The sequence below is a fragment of the Paenibacillus sp. J22R232 genome, assembly GCF_056269165.1.
The window spans coordinates 923,669-940,466 of sequence record NZ_JBWDNK010000002.1; the positions used below are offsets into that span (position 1 = coordinate 923,669).

Annotated in this window: 12 protein-coding genes; 6 read left to right on the plus strand and 6 right to left on the minus strand. The window is 50.1% G+C overall.

The genetic code is table 11. The features are described 5' to 3' along the window. Positions 1-38 precede the first annotated feature (38 nt). The 6 genes from AC0YN3_RS10390 to AC0YN3_RS10415 form a co-directional block, all read right to left on the minus strand. A complete protein-coding gene (locus tag AC0YN3_RS10390) occupies positions 39-1,799 on the minus strand; it encodes a methyl-accepting chemotaxis protein (protein WP_475774985.1) in 1,761 nt (586 codons plus the stop codon). Between the two features lie 9 nt (positions 1,800-1,808). Continuing rightward, positions 1,809-2,270, minus strand: coding sequence for a DinB family protein (locus AC0YN3_RS10395; protein ID WP_475774986.1), 462 nt, complete (start codon positions 2,268-2,270; stop codon positions 1,809-1,811). Positions 2,271-2,410: 140 nt separating this feature from the next. Continuing rightward, the gene (locus tag AC0YN3_RS10400) at positions 2,411-3,073 is read right to left on the minus strand and encodes a response regulator (RefSeq protein WP_475774987.1); all 663 of its coding nucleotides are present in this window, start codon (positions 3,071-3,073) and stop codon (positions 2,411-2,413) included. Then, entirely contained in the window at positions 3,070-4,293 is a 1,224-nt protein-coding gene (locus tag AC0YN3_RS10405; protein ID WP_475774988.1) for a sensor histidine kinase, read from the minus strand. Before AC0YN3_RS10405 ends, AC0YN3_RS10400 begins: the two co-directional genes overlap by 4 nt. 469 nt (positions 4,294-4,762) lie before the next feature. Beyond that, positions 4,763-5,116 carry a hypothetical protein gene (locus AC0YN3_RS10410; RefSeq protein WP_475774989.1) on the minus strand — a complete coding sequence of 118 codons (354 nt, stop codon included), beginning with the start codon at positions 5,114-5,116 and terminating at the stop codon, positions 4,763-4,765. A 348-nt stretch (positions 5,117-5,464) separates the two neighbouring features. Then, positions 5,465-7,936 carry a beta-mannosidase gene (locus AC0YN3_RS10415; RefSeq protein ID WP_475774990.1) on the minus strand — a complete coding sequence of 824 codons (2,472 nt, stop codon included), beginning with the start codon at positions 7,934-7,936 and terminating at the stop codon, positions 5,465-5,467. Positions 7,937-8,147: 211 nt separating this feature from the next. Here AC0YN3_RS10415 and AC0YN3_RS10420 point away from each other — a divergent pair, with 211 nt between their 5' ends. The 6 genes from AC0YN3_RS10420 to AC0YN3_RS10445 all read left to right on the plus strand — a co-directional run bounded on the left by AC0YN3_RS10420 (position 8,148) and on the right by AC0YN3_RS10445 (position 16,412). After that, complete coding sequence (locus AC0YN3_RS10420) at positions 8,148-8,972, plus strand: helix-turn-helix domain-containing protein (protein ID WP_475774991.1); 825 nt, start codon at positions 8,148-8,150, stop codon at positions 8,970-8,972. 177 nt (positions 8,973-9,149) lie between these two features. Beyond that, a complete protein-coding gene (locus AC0YN3_RS10425) occupies positions 9,150-10,043 on the plus strand; it encodes an ABC transporter permease (protein ID WP_475774992.1) in 894 nt (297 codons plus the stop codon). 3 nt (positions 10,044-10,046) lie between these two features. Then, complete coding sequence (locus AC0YN3_RS10430; protein ID WP_475774993.1) at positions 10,047-10,943, plus strand: carbohydrate ABC transporter permease; 897 nt, start codon at positions 10,047-10,049, stop codon at positions 10,941-10,943. A 100-nt stretch (positions 10,944-11,043) separates the two neighbouring features. Continuing rightward, positions 11,044-12,738 (plus strand): type 2 periplasmic-binding domain-containing protein, encoded by a 1,695-nt coding sequence (locus tag AC0YN3_RS10435; protein WP_475774994.1) that lies wholly within the window; start codon positions 11,044-11,046, stop codon positions 12,736-12,738. A gap of 202 nt (positions 12,739-12,940) precedes the next feature. Then, positions 12,941-14,785 carry a cache domain-containing sensor histidine kinase gene (locus AC0YN3_RS10440; protein WP_475774995.1) on the plus strand — a complete coding sequence of 615 codons (1,845 nt, stop codon included), beginning with the start codon at positions 12,941-12,943 and terminating at the stop codon, positions 14,783-14,785. Beyond that, the gene (locus AC0YN3_RS10445) at positions 14,778-16,412 is read left to right on the plus strand and encodes a response regulator transcription factor (RefSeq protein WP_475774996.1); all 1,635 of its coding nucleotides are present in this window, start codon (positions 14,778-14,780) and stop codon (positions 16,410-16,412) included. The genes AC0YN3_RS10440 and AC0YN3_RS10445 overlap by 8 nt, the downstream gene beginning before the upstream one ends. Positions 16,413-16,798 lie beyond the last annotated feature (386 nt).

The window sequence follows — 16,798 nt, forward strand, 5'->3', positions numbered from 1 at the left end:
TTCCCATAATCATGATCATTAGACCAACGAATCTCCCTCTACAACCTAAACCGTTGAACCAGTCGAAGCATGTCCTCGGAGATTCGGTTCATTGAGTCTGCCGAGGCCGAAATTTCCTCCATGGCGGCGAAATTTTGCGCAGCGGCAGTCGAAATTCCCTGTGCCAGATCATTGGAACGCTCCGCCATATGGTCGATCTCCAGCAATGACGCGGTAAATTCCTGCGAGCTCGCGGAGATCTGTTCAGAAGCCGAAGAGGTCTGACGCACGTGGTGAACGGCGCCGCGCGTGGCTAATAGGATTCGATTGAACGCTTCGCCGGAATGTTGGATGAGTTGGGCTCCGACAGTTACCTCGCGCTCCCCCTTGCCCATGGCCGCAACGGCGGTGTCGATATCTCCGCGTGTATCGCCGATCAGCTCCGCGACCTGCATGGCGGATCGTTGCGAGCGCTCAGCCAGCTTTTTCACCTCGCCGGCGACGACGGCGAAACCTTTGCCCTGATCCCCGGCCCTTGCCGCTTCGATAGTCGCATTCAGTGATAGCAAGTTTGTTTGCGCGGACAACTCGCCCATCGCTTCAGCAATCTCTCCAATGTTACGTGATCTCTCGGCGAGTCGGCTGACTATGGAAGACAGTTCCTCCACGGTGGAAGTTATCGCCCCCATCTGCTCAGAAGATTGAATAATGAGCTCATTGCCTTGTTCCGCATGGCCTAATGTGGTTAGAGAAGCCTCATGAGCCAGCGAAGAGGAAGCGGCTATGCGCTGCGCATCCTCCGCCAATTCCACCATGGCGAGCGTGCTTTCCCGCAGGCTTCTCTTTTGCGTATCGTTGCTAGTAGCAACTTCCTGCGCGGAGGCGGAGATGCTGTCCGTCGCTTCCGTCGTCTCCATGAAAGTCGCCGACAGGTCTCGCGAGGCCGACGACAAGGCGGCGGCATGATCAAGAAGCCCTCGGGACATATTTCGTAGACTGTCCCGCATTATGGTGAACGAGAGGAACAAGTCGCCGATCTCGTCGCGGCTCTGAATGATTTTGCTATCGTTTGGCGACAAATCGCCTTCTGCGATCTTCTTGACCTGTCGGTTTAACAATACGATCGGCTTGGAGAGCCGCATGGCAAACAAAATAATAACGACGGCACCGGCCACCAAGCAGCCGACTAGCGTATACAACGTGCCTTGCACGATACGATTTTGCCCCGCCTTGTAGTCTTGAATATACGATCCCGCGACGAGGGTCCATCCCCAATTCGAATCTTTCAGTGAGTACGCAATTTTCATGGCCTCTGCAGAGTTATCAGGGAGAGGCCATTTGTAGACGGTAAAGCCACCGTCCGGTTGTCCGCTCTTACTAAGCATATCCCGAATATGATAAAAACCATCGCTCGTCTGCTGATCATAGAGGTTTCGTCCCTCCAGCGAAGGGTGCGCCAGCAAATCGCCTTTATCGTTAAGTATAAAGAAGTAACCGTGTTTTCCGAGATCGATATTCGTGTTGATCGTCCTCGATCCGTCCGCTTGCTTGGGACCTAGGAGCATCTCTTTCATTTGCTCCTGCGCGGTCTCCCTGTCGAGCGATCCTTTCATCGCTGAATCTTCGAATGCCACCATAACCTCCGAAGCCATTTTGACCGTGTTACGCAGGTTCGCCCTCATCTGCAGATCGCTCTCACGGGCCGTTACCCATAGGCTCATGGCAGCCATCGTTAACATTGTCACGACGAGAATGGCTAGTGTTACGAACAATAGTTTGTTTTGAATAGAGAATCGCCATTGGTCTACTTTTATTTTCATGGGATTGCGCTACTTCAATGCTTTCAACATGGCGGCGACATTGCCAACATGGTAGGAGGCATGAAGCGCCGTGGAGACGACCAAATCTCCTATCGTTTCGGCTTTAAAAAAGTTTTCTTTCACAGGTTGTTCGATCTTTTCATGTAGCCATTTCCGCAGTTGCAAAGGCTGCGCAATCAGCTGGTCAATCAATACTTCCCATTGTGGAGGCTCGTCTTGCCAATCTGAAGGTTTCGTGCCGTAACCGAAATAAACCATGTACTCAGCCGGGAGTGTCATCTCTTGTGTATTGCCGGATAAATATAAGATATGAAGCTCCGTGGAGACGAGCACGTGTCCTAAATGCCAGATTATCGTATTGTTGAAGCCGTCCGGCACCTTATTCCGCGCATCAACCGGGCATCTTTCCGCAAACTCCAGAAGTTTGGAGTATTGGTCGTTCAGTACATGGAATATAAAGTCCTCTTTCATAGCGCATGTTCCTTCCCTTGTCCATTATCCGTCGGTCTTATTCCGACTAAATATGATTGTAACAAGGACAGCGGCTACGTAAATGTGCGAACCGTCATGAATATTCAAGTAGGTTCTATGCCAAAAGTAATGCCATTGCTTTAATGGAGACGGCGAATCGCAAATATTGCCGCCTGCGTTCGATCACGCAACCCCAATTTCGCCATCACGCTGGACAGATGGTTCTTGGCGGTGCCTTCCCTAATAAAAAGAGCACTCGCGATTTCTTTATTGTTCATGCCATCGGCAAGCAAGGCCAGTACTTTTTTCTCTTGTTCTGTCAAGCTGGCAAGATCTTCGTTCTCGTCCTTCAAAAAAGAGGGGAATTGCCTCGAGCTTCCCTCAGGACTCTTGTTCAACCCCTTCAGCAGCATCGACGTAATTTCGTGCTGAAGAACCGTTCCTCCGTTGCAGACGGCGTGAATCGCACTGACGATCGCCTCGGAAGGCATATCCTTGAGCAGATAGCCGTGCACCCCGTGCTCCAACGCCCGCAGGATAAGCTCCTCGTCGTCGAACGTGGTTAGGATGAGTATTTTGGTCTCTGGAAAATGCTTGAGGATGAGTGCAGAGGCTTCCACGCCATCCATTCCCGGCATCCGGATATCCATCAACACCGCATCGGGACGACATTCAATTACTTTGGTATAAGCTTCTCTCCCGTCTGCCGCAGTGCCGATTACCTCCATATCCGGTTCCAAATTCAGAATCGTCGCCAACCCCTCGCGCATGAGCCTCTGATCGTCCACCACGAGAATCCTCATTGTTCTGCCCCCATGGCTAGTACCGGATACGGAAGACTCACTTTCACAGCAAAGTCATTATTTCCACTCTCCCCGAAAGAAACCGCGCCGCACCATTCCTTTACTCTTTCTTGCATATTCAATAAGCCGAAACCTGGCTTCAGCTTTCCCGGCAGCACCCCGTCATTGCTTATCAACATGGAAAGCTGCCTCGCTTCGTAGAGCAATTCAATGGAGGCTTTATTGGCCCGCCCATGTTTCTTCGCGTTCGTTAGCGACTCTTGGACGATGCGGTATGCTGTAAGCTGAAGATCGCCCGGTAGCGGAACCGGATCACCCTTCAGGTAAAACCGGGTCTCGACCTCCGCGTACTTCGTGAATTCTACCGCCAGATTCTTCAGACACTCAGGCAGAAACGTCGATTGCACAGGTTCGTCCCGTATCGTTCGTACCGCTAACCGAATTTCTTGCAAGGAAGATCGCAACAATTCCTCGCATTCCGCATAGATCTTTTCGCTCTGTTCTGGACCTACTAGTCTAAGCTTGCGGGCCGCTTGCATCTGCACGATCAGTCCTGTTAATTGATGTCCCACCGAATCATGCAGTTCCCGCGCGATAGTGACCCTCTCCCTGGCCGCTCCTAATTCTTCCGCCTGAAGAGCATATTCCTGTAGCCTTTCGTGGGTTTCCCTCAAATGCGTGTACAAGTTAATAACATCCTGACGAGCGCGTTGGTAGAATTGAAGCAATACGGACACGATGCTAGCAAAAAGAATAAAGGAGCATGTTATAAAGTAGCTGATCGCGTCCAGTCGATTGTATAAGTGCAAATCAATGGCGATCATGATCGCCAGGTAGACTAAGAGAAGCGTTACGCAAGTGAAGACGAGGGATCGGAAGCTCTTCTGTAACATAAGAATAGCCAACGCTGTTATGCCAACTAGCAGTTGATTAGGAACTTGTCCTCCAATAAAGACGTAGCCGTAAGCTGCCGAAACCAGAAAGTCAAGAATCAGGATTCGTATCAATACGTTCTTGTGTGAATTGGCTTTTGGTAAAAGAAATCGAACAAACAAAAAAACGGCTATCGAAAGACCGATAAAGCTAAGCCTCCAGAAGAACGCAGTCGATGTGTGATAATAAACGATCCCTGTTACCGCGAGATTCGCAATTAGCTTTAGTGCGAAAAAGAGCTTCCACAATAGAAGAGCATTTCTGGTTAAATATGTGGCCGAAAACATAATCTCATTATTCCCTTCGTTGCAATTGCATTTTTAAAAAACCGCGCAAAGTCGCGGTTAGTGAATTCTTGTGCATGTTGGGCCTGAGAAGATTCTATCGTCGTACAAATGGTTTAGATACAGAGCTCAATACAAAGCCGAAACAATAATATTATAGCATAAACATTCGTGGAGCTTATGAATATGATTATGATACTAGAGGACTCTTATTATGTTTTTGATTCTACCTACGGTACAAAAGTAAAAGCATACCAACGAGCATGGAGGGAGACCATTCCAGCGATAATTGTACTGTCGGGATATACCTAAATTTAGAACATAATTTAGGAAATATTAAAAAACGAGATGATATAGTGTCAATGGTAATAGCCCTCATCTTGAAAGCAAGGCGGGGGCTATTTGACGATTAAATCATAGTTGAAAAAATTCATAACAGAACAGTTCATCTGCTTGTCCCGTTACTTGATGTTTATTCAAGTGAATCAGCGACCATTTTCATGCTCCGCAACAATGGCTCTATGAAAGTGTTGGAAATGTTTACTTTAATTTCATCGGCTGTGTAATGGCGCGGCTCTTTCAAAAAGAGGCATACTTCCGCGCTCAGCATAGATAAAATCGCATCCGCTCTAAATACAGGATCTATTGGAGCTTGCATATTTAATTCGTTATATCCTTCAATCAATCTCACGATTACCGAATGAACGGAATCATAGTGGTCTTTATAAAACGCGGAGCTTTGTTCCGCCTCAAGATTTTCATTTTTTAGTATTGCGACAAAAGTCTGCAAATGAGCATCAACCGATTCTAAATGAAATGCAAGCACGGTCTTGAGTCGTACTTTGAGCGATTGAGAAGAATTTTTCGGTGGATGAAGCGACAAGTTTTAACCAATGCACAAAGAATAAATGATCTCACTTATTAATAATGAGCTTTCGAATCCCGCTCGAATACGGACGTATCCTTCCACATGCAGGTTGGAGATGCTCTCCGTTTGAGTTTTATGGTAATCATAGATGACACCTGGTGTTACGCTATGACTGGTGCGATATAGATGTGAAATAATCCAATAATGACAAAGATACAGCCGATCTGAGCGAGCAGCTGCATCTTATAACGAGGTTATTCATTTCAGTCCAAAGAAGGGAATGGCGTTTCTAAGTCACTTGTTCACTTAGACGAAAGTGTCGAACAGGCTGCAGACGCAGAGCTGTTTTCGGAATTGCGACAGCGATAGCGGTGCCGATAGGCTGCTCTTCGGTACCGCTACTCGCTTCGTGATAGACGCTGACAAATCGAAGACGTTATCGCTCCAAGATGCGTCCGCATCGCCCAGATCGAGTAATACGAACTTTGCGAACGCTTCTGCACGTAGGCTTACGACGTATTGGTCTTCCTCTTCGGAGACTTCAGCAGTGATGCGAGGGTCGAGATATTCGAAGTGCTTCGACTTGACGAACAGAGCAGTCCCGCCGCTGACTTCCCGGCCGTCAGTCGTCAGAGTAAACTCTAGGTAACGCTGTCGCAGCTTGTCCGGCGTATCCAACTCGGTACCGAGCTCCAGCGCGACAACTTCCCGGCAAGAGAGCGCATCTGTAATCACCGGCATTTCCCCGGTTCGAATCACTTCGGAGCGTCGGTCGAGCAGACGCCAACTCAGCAGTCCTTCGAAGCGCTCGAGCGTATCGTTCGTTACATGCAGCGACACGTCGGTCCCTTCCTCGCAGGCAGAGACTAACACTGGGGCGAAGAAGCGCTTCGCAGCGTGCTGTGTTGCTTTCCAACGGCCGAAGTAATCGAGGCTTGACCAGGATGCTCCGGGCCAGATGTCGTTGAGCTGCCAATAAATCGCGCCCATGCACCGACCGCGGTTTCTCCGCCAGTGCTCGACGCCAACACGCATCCCTTCAGCCTGAATGAGCTGAGAGACGTACAATAGCGATTCAAAGTCTTTTGGATATTTGAAATATTCGCTGATATAGTAGAGAATTTTCTCGTTGCCGGTGCCGTTCTTCTGGTGTGCTTCCATGACGTAAGAGAAGATGTTTCGGTCTTCCGGAAGTGTAAACGACTCTACTGTCTTGAGTGACGGGAATGACTGCAACCCAAATTCGGACATAAACCGGGGGAACAAAGTCCGAAATTCGTTAATCGGCTTCCGGCCGTGCCAGACGTCCCAGTAGTGCATATCTCCGACGTTTTCCAGATTGGGATCGTCAATGCCTCCGTACGATGACGGAGACGAACGCCAGTAGAACGTGTTCGGATCAGTTTCCGCATTTAACTCGGGGAGAAATTGCTCGAATTGGAGCAGATAAGCATCACGCAGCTTCTCGCCGTACCTTTCCGTCCAGCCCCAGTTAGCCCAAGCGTATTCCAGCTCGTTATTTCCGCTCCATATGCCGAGGGAAGCATGATGGCGAATGCGCTTCACGTTGTCGATAGTCTCTTGGCGAATGTTCTCACGGAAGGCGTCATTGAAGTCATAGGCGCCGCACGCGTACAAGTGGTCCTGCCAGACTATCAGTCCTAGCCGGTCGCATGCATCGTAGAATTGATTGTCGGGATAATAGCCGCCGCCCCAGACGCGAATGCAGTTGAAGTTTGCTTCCGCACAGCTCTGCAACAGCCGCTCTGTCCGTTCAGGGCTCAACCTGCCGAATACATTATCTTCTGGGATGTAGTTGGCCCCCATGGCGAAGACGTTTCGGCCATTAACGACGAATTCGAACGATTCTCCCCACTCGTCCTTCTCTTGCCTGACAACAAGCGTACGCAAGCCGATTCGGAGCGTGCGACCGTCGGTTTCGACCTTATCGCTCAGTAAAGTGACCCGGAGTGTATACAGTGGCTGCTCGCCGTAGTTGCGAGGCCACCAAAGCTGAGGATTCGTTATTTCGAAGCTGAGCGATGTGCTGGCAGAACCTGAGATTGCATCGCGCTCCAATAAAGTACCGTCTGGCGTTTCTAACACGGCACGCACGGTCAATTCGGCGTCCGGCAGTAATCGCTCCGTTTCGATACGGACATCCAGCCGAACGGCACCGGCCTCATGGTGCTGCGTTAAGTTGACGTCGTCGATCCGGCCTTGATCATAGCCGAGAATCGATATGTCTCGCCAGATGCCCGCATCGGGTATTTTTGGCCCCCAGTCCCAACCGAACATGCTATGTGCCTTGCGCAGATGAGAGATGCCCGGCACTGCGTCGGCGCAGCTTGTTAGATGAAATTCCTTGTCTTTCTCAATGACGAACCGCGTTGCTGAACGGATGACGACTCGAATTTCGTTAAGCCCGCTGCGAAGTAGATCCTTGACGTTAGTCTCGTAGGTACGGTGCATATTATCTGTATTCAGCACGAGTACACCGTTAATCAATACCTCGCATAGCGTATCCAGACCTTCGCAGCGGAGCAGAACGGTGTCGCGCTCGAGCAGTTTCGGGTCCGCCTCGAAGTTTCGTTGGTATTCGTAATCAAATTTCGTCAGCGCCAGAGCGTCCATTTCGTTATCTCGATAATAAGGTTCTTCCATTTTTCCTGCTAGAAGCAGATCGTTGAAAACAGAGCCGGGTACGATGGCGTCGATCCATTCGTGCTCGTCGGTTCGCTTCATTCGCCAATTGCCGTTCAGCGATAGTAACTGCATTTCAATACCTCCTGATTTTTCGCTTAATATTTGTGCAAATTGCGTATTCTTCCAAATCCAAAAATGGAGTCTCGCAAACAGAAACAGCTAGATCATAACATCAGTAACTCGGTATGTCTTGTAATCAAATCGCGAGTTATTGTGCTATATTAACATCAGATTTCCGTTCGTATTCAATTGGAACAAGGGGGAATAAACGATTAAAGCTAACATGCTTTGCGCTGCAACGTTAATCGATCCGCAGGTGCAATCCAATTACCATATCGTAGAATCTATTACATACGCTTATCCACTACATGATCACGACTTTTACGAGATCTTCGTCATCCTGTCCGGTCGTTGCATGCATCTAATTAATGGTGAAATTCAGACGCTTGAAGAGGGAGAGATGGTTTTCATCCGCCCTGGCGACAAACACGGCTACGACTTCTGCGGCGAATCTGACTGCAGGTTCATGAATGTCAATTTCTATTCGGAAGCGGTTGAGAGCGCCTTCGATTTCTTAGGCAGTCCCAGTTTTTCAGCGAGGCTGAAGCGGGCGAAGCAACCGCCTCTCCTCCGACTAACACCGCCCGATATGGACTCTTTGATACGCAAAGGCAGTCAGATCATGGTTTACGCTACGATCGATAAGTCGAAAGCGCGCTCGGCGGCTCGCAGCTGGCTGGTTGATGCGCTGGCGCTTTACTTCTTTGAGGATCGGGATGAAAATCAGAAGGCGATGCCGGCGTGGCTTGAGTATCTATTGCTTGAGTTACAGAAGAAGGAGAACTTTATAGGTGGTTTGGCCCGTCTGAACGAGCTGTCCAGTCGTAGCACGGGGCACTTGAACCGCGTGTTCAGACAGTATTTGAAGACGACTCCGACCGCTTATTTGAACCGGTTGCGCCTCACCTATGCCCGAAACCTGTTGCTCACGACGAACCTGGATATTATAGAAACTGCTTATGAAGCAGGCTTCGCTAATCTGAGTCACTTCTATCATCTTTTCAAGAAGCAATTTGGCGTATCCCCAGGGAAAATCCGCTCCAGATGAACGTATCGATCCTCCTTTTAGCCTACAAGAGAGATAGCTAACCCACATAGCTATCTCTCTAGCGCAGTTGGAACTGTTTTTTTGATCAAATCCAATCATAGAGACAATAATCCCATCGTTGTGACATTGTTGCCATCTGTGGCCCGCCCGTATAATGGGACCTAGAGAGGTGATCTTATGCTAGCTAGAGTAGCCAAATACCGTTGGCAATATGTCATGATCGCACCAGCCGTCGTCTTGTTGTTCCTGTTCAGCTACATTCCGATGGCAGGTGTTCAGGTTGCGTTTAAAGACTTTCACATCGGCAGCACGATCTGGAACAGCCCGTGGGTCGGGCTCGACAATTTCGGATTTTTACACGACGAACAGTTCTGGGTCGTGGTTCGCAACACACTGTGGATTGCTGCGCTTAAGTTCGTCTTCGGTTTCCCCGCACCGATTTTTCTAGCGCTACTCATCAACGAGGTCCGGCACAGCGGGTTTAAACGGTTTGTGCAGTCCGTCAGCTACTTGCCGCACTTTTTTTCTTGGATAGTCGTGGCTTATATTCTACAGTCGCTGTTGACGCTAGACGGTGGACTTGTTAATCAATTCATAACTGACCTCGGGGGCGAACAGATCTTCTTCCTCGGCTCTACCGAATGGTTTCGGCCGATGATCGTGGCAAGCGGGTTGTGGAAGGAAGTGGGCTGGAACACGATTTTGTACTTGGCTGCGATTACGACGATCGATCCGCAGTTATACGAAGCAGCTCGGGTGGAAGGAGCCGGTCGGCTGGCTCAAATTCGGCACATTACGTTTCCCGGCATTCTCCCGACCGTCTCGATTGTGCTGATTCTGAGCATGCCGAGCCTGATTGCCGTCGGGATGGACCAGATTTATCCGCTAATGAATCCGGCTAACCAGCCAGTCGCGGACGTACTCGACACGTACATTTTGCGCAACGGCCTACAACAGGGTTACTTCGGGCCTGCGACAGCAATCGGTTTGCTGTCCTCCGCCATCAGTCTCATTCTTGTGCTAGGGACAAATCGGTTGTCCCGACGGCTAAATGGGGAGGGACTCTGGTAACCTATGAAACGTTCCGCAAGCGAATCGATCGGTCAAATGCTCATTATAGGGCTTCTCGCGCTACTCTGTCTTTCTGTGCTGTATCCGTTTTTGTACATGCTTGCCATCTCACTTAACGTCGGCAGCGACGCAGCCAAGGGCGGCGTCTACCTGTGGCCTAGGGAGTTCACGCTGTCGAACTTCCAGGTCGTGCTAGGCAACGCAGTCATCCGTCATGCGTATGGCATCACCATACTGCGTACCATTATGGGGACAGCTCTTGGCTTGCTTATCACCTTGCTGGCGGCTTTCGGATTGTCCTACCGCGGGCTTCCGCTGAGGGGGACGCTACTTGGCTACGTACTTGTTACGATGTTATTCAACGGCGGCCTTGTTCCGTTCTATATCCAGCTTCATCATCTGTCACTGCTCAACTCGTTCTGGGTGTATATCATCCCGAGCGCCTTCTCGGCGTGGAACATGTTTGTCATGATGAAGTTCATTCAGGGTATCCCCGATGCGCTTATCGAATCGGCTGAACTAGACGGCGCCGGTCCTCTGCGAACGTTGTGGTCGATTATAGTTCCATTGTCTAAGCCAATGCTTGCTGCGATCGGGCTGTTCATCGGAGTCATGCACTGGAACGACTGGTTCGCCGGCGCCTTTTTCGTCTCGGATCAAGATTTGATTCCAGTACAAACTTTCCTGCAGCAACTCCTGTCGGCACAGGACTTGTCGACTGTACTAGGTTCCAACAACAACGTTGAAGCGATGGCCCGTGGAACGCGACTGTCAAACATAACGTTGATGTCGATCAAGATGGCAACTGTCATGGTGAGTGCTATCCCGATTCTGTGCGTCTATCCGTTTCTTCAGAGGTACTTCGTTAAAGGCGTGCTCATTGGTTCTGTCAAAGGCTAGCCGCTAAGCGGCCGAGCAAACATCGCGCAATTATTGCGCCATTTTACTGGGTATAACGCTTCACCCTATACCAAATTGAGAATAGAAAGGGGACACATCCATGTTTTTACAGAAAATGGAAAAAAGGAAGAGTATGATCGCATTTGGGCTCACCCTGTTAATGATGGGGATGGCAGCATGCTCTAACGGGGGAGGCAACACCAACGAACCTGCTTCGTCCGGAGCCAGCACGTCTGCGCCTGCTACGTCTGATCCGGAAAATTCTGCAGAGCCGAAGGCTTTTAAGCTTTGGCTTGGCTGGAACGCTACGATCAACAACGACAGCATGGTTCAAACGTATTGGCGGGATAATGAACCGAAGATCGACGTCCAACTGGAAGCGACGCAGGGGGACAGTTTGACAGCGCTTAATCTGAAGCTGAACGGGGGAGGCTTCGATGACGCTGCAGTATTCGCTCGTAATGATGTTGTCAATTCAGCAATGATTCGTTCTGGTCAAATACTACCGCTTGAGGAATATTTCAACATGCCAGAAAAGTATCCAAGCCTTGCTGCCATACCGAAGAAGTACTTAGACGCAATGAAGGACGCGGACGGCCATATCTGGTCTATTCCAGGCTGGTTCGACCAAAATCCTGACAATCCATGGCCGGGCTGGGCTTCTCTCGGGTGGTTTATTCGGACCGACGTGCTCGAGAAGACCGGACTGACGAAAGACGACTTGAAAACGATAGATGGTGTTGAGAATTATATAAAAGCCGCCTCTCAAGTGACGGACGCGTCAGGAAAGAAACTCATACCGTTCGGCTTCCTTTCAGAAGCTAGCGACGAGAACGTCATCTTAAGCACATTCGGCGTCTCGACGGCAACGGCGGGTGGCGTCATTCCTGTTGAGAAGAATGGTGACGACTACCAGTTCATCTATGACGATCCACAGTACAAGGCAGCCTATCAGTGGATGAACAAGCTGTATAGTGAAAATCTGCTCGATCACGAAGTTATAACAGACAAGACGGAGCGTTATCGGGAAAAGGTGAAGTCCGGACGCATCGCAATGAACGCCGGGGGCTTCTTCAATATGGATGCGCACATCTGGGAAACACTCGACGGCCCAACTGAAACGGCATGGTTTTACGACACGATTCCTTACCCGCAAGTACCGGGCGTCGACCAAATAGGGGCGAATCAGATCGTTAATCCGTACCCAGGAAACGATATCTATATTAGTAAGAATACGAAAAACCTCGATGCGGTACTTTCGTTCATGAATTACATGCTGCAGCCGAAACCGGAAATGCAGCAAATTGCTAACGAAGGCCCGGCAGGCGTCTTCTGGGATTGGACTGACAAGCCGTTAGGGAAGTGGCAGTATACAGATCCGGCGTATCAAGTTCCTCACGACTCCGGGGATGCAGCGAGAAAGGCAAGCACGACGCCGGAGCTGTACGGCTTGTCCTCCTACAGCAATGAATGGTATCCGTGGTGGAACGTTGCGGTTATGGAGCCGAAGGGTCGGCAGAAGACGATCGACTTTACGGAAGCGATTGGCAAGATGGGCGGAGTTCGTGTAGCCGAGCAGTACGACCGGGTGAAAGCCAAAACCGGCGGGCTGTGGGAGAAGTACTTGCCGGAGCTTGAGAACGTGCGTAAAGAGTACAAGGCTAAATTGCTGATGGCCAAAAACGACGAGCAGTTTGAGTCGGTGTGGAATGACTTCCGTTCCGCGCTAGAAAAGCGGGCCCACTGGAGCGAACTTAAGGAAGAATGGCATGCGGAGCTGCCTCTGACGAGCTGATCGCCTGCGTCTCCGAAGTTCGAAAGGAAGCCGTCGTGTACATGATGGCTTCCTTTTCCGGATTGTGGAAGACTTCGAAGCTAGTAGACAAACAGCCCGACGAGCTATGGAAGTTTTCCGCTGCATTCCTGGTGAGAGATTGTATGCTTGCCGAATAAAGGTGACCGTATTATACTCCGTTTATCGAAGGGGAGGAAAACGCTTGAGAAGACATCTAGAAAAGTGGATCATCGGGGTTACCCGTAAGATGAACTTACATAGTAAAATTCTCGTGTTGTACGGTCTTATTCTGCTGCTACCGACGCTCGCGCTAGGGACAGGGGCTGTCTATCTGGTTATACACAGCTTTAATCAGAGTTATATGTCTGCTGCTGACGAGGCGGTTCGGCAATCGGCTAGAATGGTGGAATTCAGCAAGATGAGTTACGACCTGCTAGCGGTAAGGACGGCAACTGACGGAGAGTTGATCGCTCGGCTCGGACGTGAATATACAGATATGCCTGAGATAGTAGACACCGTCAATTACGTCGACCGAACATTTTTGATCACGAGTAAATATTTGCCTGGTATCGCTGACTTCCGTATCTATCATACGAACGAGTCGCTCGTACAGGACGGTCAATTGCTGTGGCGGCCTGAGGATCGGAATTTGTCCGGCATGGACGAGCGGTCCTGGTACAAAAAAGGGATGGAATCGGACACGCCTTTGTTATGGAGTAATGTACCGAACAATCCAAAGATGAACATCATCACCCGCAAAATCATTGGCCCGAGCGGCGAATTGCTTGGTCTGGTTTACATTTTGCTCAATTATGACGCCGTTTTTGGCGAACTGCTTGATCATCCGTTTAAAGGTAGTGGCAAACTCTATATCGTTGATATGAAGCATCGTATTCTGACTGCCTCCGACCCAGCCAGTATTGGTAAGCATATTCTACTGAAGGGTGAAGCCGCTTCTTACAATACTCTGGTAAGCGATGTCGGTACGATTGAGAATGGTGGAAACGTACTGGATTTAACTCAGACACAGGAATTGCAGATCATCAAGCCGTTACAGTCCGGTTGGCAGGTTGTCGCATTGATTCATAAGAAGCGCATGGATCACCAGAGTCTATCGATCCTGTTGCTGATCGTTGGCATTACCGCGCTTTTCCTGTTGTTATCGGTGTCGCTCATGATGGTGATCGTTAAGAACATCGTCTGGCGTATCCGCAAATTAGGTGCCCGTATGAGCGACGTTGCTCAGGGTGAATTCGATGTGACGGTGCTCAACCAAAATCGGGATGAGCTTGGGGATCTGGAGAACGTTTTCAACTCAATGTCTGTGCGGCTTGGGAGGCTCGTTGAGGACATAACCCGCGCTGGGCTCATGGAGCAGGAGCATGCGTTCCATTCGTTGCAGGCACAGATTAACCCACACTTCATCTACAATTCGCTCGGTCTGCTCCGATGGAGGGCGATGGATGTGAAAGATGACAAGCAGATACGCATCATCGACGCGTTAACGACCTTCTACCGACTGACACTAAACAACCAGATCAGCGCCATTCGCGTGAGGGACGAACTAGACCATGTGAAGGCTTATTTGGACATCTGCCAGTTCCGCTATCCGGGCCGTGTGCGCGTCGAATGGGAGATCGAGGAGGCTGCACTCGACTGTTATACGATTAAAACAGTATTGCAGCCGATTGTCGAAAATTGTTACCAGCACGGAGCAATCGCACGTCAGCCGGACGCCCGGATCGTCATTTCCGCCGTTGAAGTAAATGGACGGCTTCGCCTATCCGTATACGACAATGGCCTAGGCATAGCGGAGACGACGAAGCGGGAACTTGAGGCGGGCACTTACGTGAGGACCTCGTCTAAGGCATGGAGCAACGGGAATGGCCTTGGCATCGCCAATATTAGAAAACGGTTAGCACTTTATTTTGGTGGAGATGCGACGTTAAAGTTCCTCGGGGAGCGTGGCGTCTGGACGAGGGTCGAGCTGGATATGCCAACCCGGTCTTCGCCGCCGCAGATCAGAAGGGAGACTCAAAATGATTAACGTGCTAATTGTCGACGATGAACCGTACAACCTATATGGACTAGTGGACAATATCGATTGGGAATTACTTGGCTATGGGGCCCCGTCACTTTTCGAGTCGGGGGAAGAGGCGCTGGAGGCGCTAGGAAGTGCATCGTTCGATGTACTGATTTCCGACGTGGCGATGCCCGGTATGACCGGAATCGAACTCGTTGAACAAGCGAAGCTACTGCACCCGCAGCTGCAGGTTCTCATGATCAGCGGTTACAGCGAATTCGAGTTCGTACAGGACGCCATTCATGTCGGTGCACAGGCCTACGTACTGAAACCACTCAAGCCGGACGAGGTGAGCAGCCGATTGACGTCGTTCCGAACAACCATCGAGAAGATGCGCCAAGTCGTCGATCAGACAAACGAACTAGAGAAAAAGTTAACTGGTAGCATGAAGCTCGTCAAGGAGCGTTTCGTCAGTGATCTGATTGCAGATATGCCGCTGACAAACGAGCTAATCGTGTCGTGGAAGGGGCTGTTAGAGCTCCCAGACATCTTAGAGGGGTATCAGGCTATAGTATTTGGCCTCGATTCGTTCGGCACGGCGGGACGCGAAGCGAAGGAGCGGATGCTTCTCGGCAACGGCTTTAGACAGACGGTCGAGGTCTCGCTGTCCGATATGGAGTCGGTTTACATCGCTCAGACGAGTCCAGAGGAACTGGTCGCCATACAGTTGAATTCGTCCTCGGAGGAGAGAGTCAGGTTGGAGAAACAGCTTGTCTTCGTTCAGAGCATGATGCGCGATCGCTTTGGTGCGCAGGTAACGATCGGTTGTAGCCGCCTGGCCGACCGATGGGAGGACTGCGTGCTCGTGTATAAGGAGATCAAGTTCGCGATGGCTAAGTCGCGACTTGTTGAGGATGGGCAAATCGTCCGATACAACGGCAGCGACGCGAGTGAGTTTAAAGATTACCGGTTGCGCGAGGAACTGATTCCGAACATTGTCCGACTCATGGAAGAAGGAGACGCGGCGAAAGTAGGCGGATATATGAACCGAATACTGGATGTTGTTCTGTCCCAAGAGCCGGTTTCCTACTCGTATGTACAGGCGTTCGGTATGAGTTTTCTAAGCGAGTTGATCCGAACCTTAAAATGGAACAACGCGCCGGAAGGTGACGCGAACCTCCTCATGTGGCGTCGCATGCTCGATTGCGGGAGCTCTGGCCAGATCGTGGAGCTTCTCGTAGAATACGTGGACCGTTACATGCAGGTCGAGAAGAAGGACCGACTCCAACAGCAGCATCACCTAATTCGTAGGGTAGCTGATTTTATCGAGGAGCGTTTGCAGGAGAATTGGACGGTAAAACAACTCGCCGAGCACTTTGATCTGAACGCTAGCTATCTTAGCGTGCTATTCAAGCGAGAGATGGGCAAGACGATCTCGGAGTTCGTACAGGCGACTCGAATTCAGATGGCGATCAAGCTGCTGCAGGACCCGAATATCAAGATGTATGAGGTGGCAGACCGAGTTGGCATCCAGACGAAGGCCTACTTCACGTACTTGTTCAAGAAGATAGTAGGCTGCACGCCGCAAGATTATCGCAACTACGGGTACAAATCGGATGAAGAAGCGAAGTTGCGAGTTTCGCGCCAGTAAGCAAACGGGGTAAGCCGGTAGATTCAACGCTTTTAGACGACAATGGTTAACAACCACGTCGACTTCCGACGATAGCTTAGAATATCCTGTAACGATTACGGTAACAACGCCGTCCACGACACTGACGATAGTGTTATTACCTACACAGACGCCAATTTAACGTTTCCTCTTCGGATTGATCCAGCAAGGTCGCGCGCCAGCCACAACATTTCTTTTTAAACGATGTTAATAGGATTTTCATACCTGAAAGCGCTTTAATACATCTAATCTAATGGTCGTCTCAGCTACTATGAACTAATCAAAGAAAATGCTGTCTAACCAGAATACACCTCCAATGATCTACTAAGCGTTCTTGATGTTACTCTATCAAAATGAAGGAGTTGATT

Excerpts from the sequence above, each read along its gene's own strand:
- AC0YN3_RS10395 (WP_475774986.1), bottom strand. The coding sequence starts at position 2,270 with ATGAAAGAGGACTTTATATTCCATGTACTGAACGACCAATACTCCAAA.
- AC0YN3_RS10420 (WP_475774991.1), top strand. The coding sequence starts at position 8,148 with ATGCTTTGCGCTGCAACGTTAATCGATCCGCAGGTGCAATCCAATTAC.
- AC0YN3_RS10435 (WP_475774994.1), top strand. The coding sequence starts at position 11,044 with ATGTTTTTACAGAAAATGGAAAAAAGGAAGAGTATGATCGCATTTGGG.
- AC0YN3_RS10425 (WP_475774992.1), top strand. The coding sequence starts at position 9,150 with ATGCTAGCTAGAGTAGCCAAATACCGTTGGCAATATGTCATGATCGCA.
- AC0YN3_RS10415 (WP_475774990.1), bottom strand. The coding sequence starts at position 7,936 with ATGCAGTTACTATCGCTGAACGGCAATTGGCGAATGAAGCGAACCGAC.
- AC0YN3_RS10400 (WP_475774987.1), bottom strand. The coding sequence starts at position 3,073 with ATGAGGATTCTCGTGGTGGACGATCAGAGGCTCATGCGCGAGGGGTTG.
- AC0YN3_RS10430 (WP_475774993.1), top strand. The coding sequence starts at position 10,047 with ATGAAACGTTCCGCAAGCGAATCGATCGGTCAAATGCTCATTATAGGG.
- AC0YN3_RS10390 (WP_475774985.1), bottom strand. The coding sequence starts at position 1,799 with ATGAAAATAAAAGTAGACCAATGGCGATTCTCTATTCAAAACAAACTA.
- AC0YN3_RS10445 (WP_475774996.1), top strand. The coding sequence starts at position 14,778 with ATGATTAACGTGCTAATTGTCGACGATGAACCGTACAACCTATATGGA.
- AC0YN3_RS10405 (WP_475774988.1), bottom strand. The coding sequence starts at position 4,293 with ATGTTTTCGGCCACATATTTAACCAGAAATGCTCTTCTATTGTGGAAG.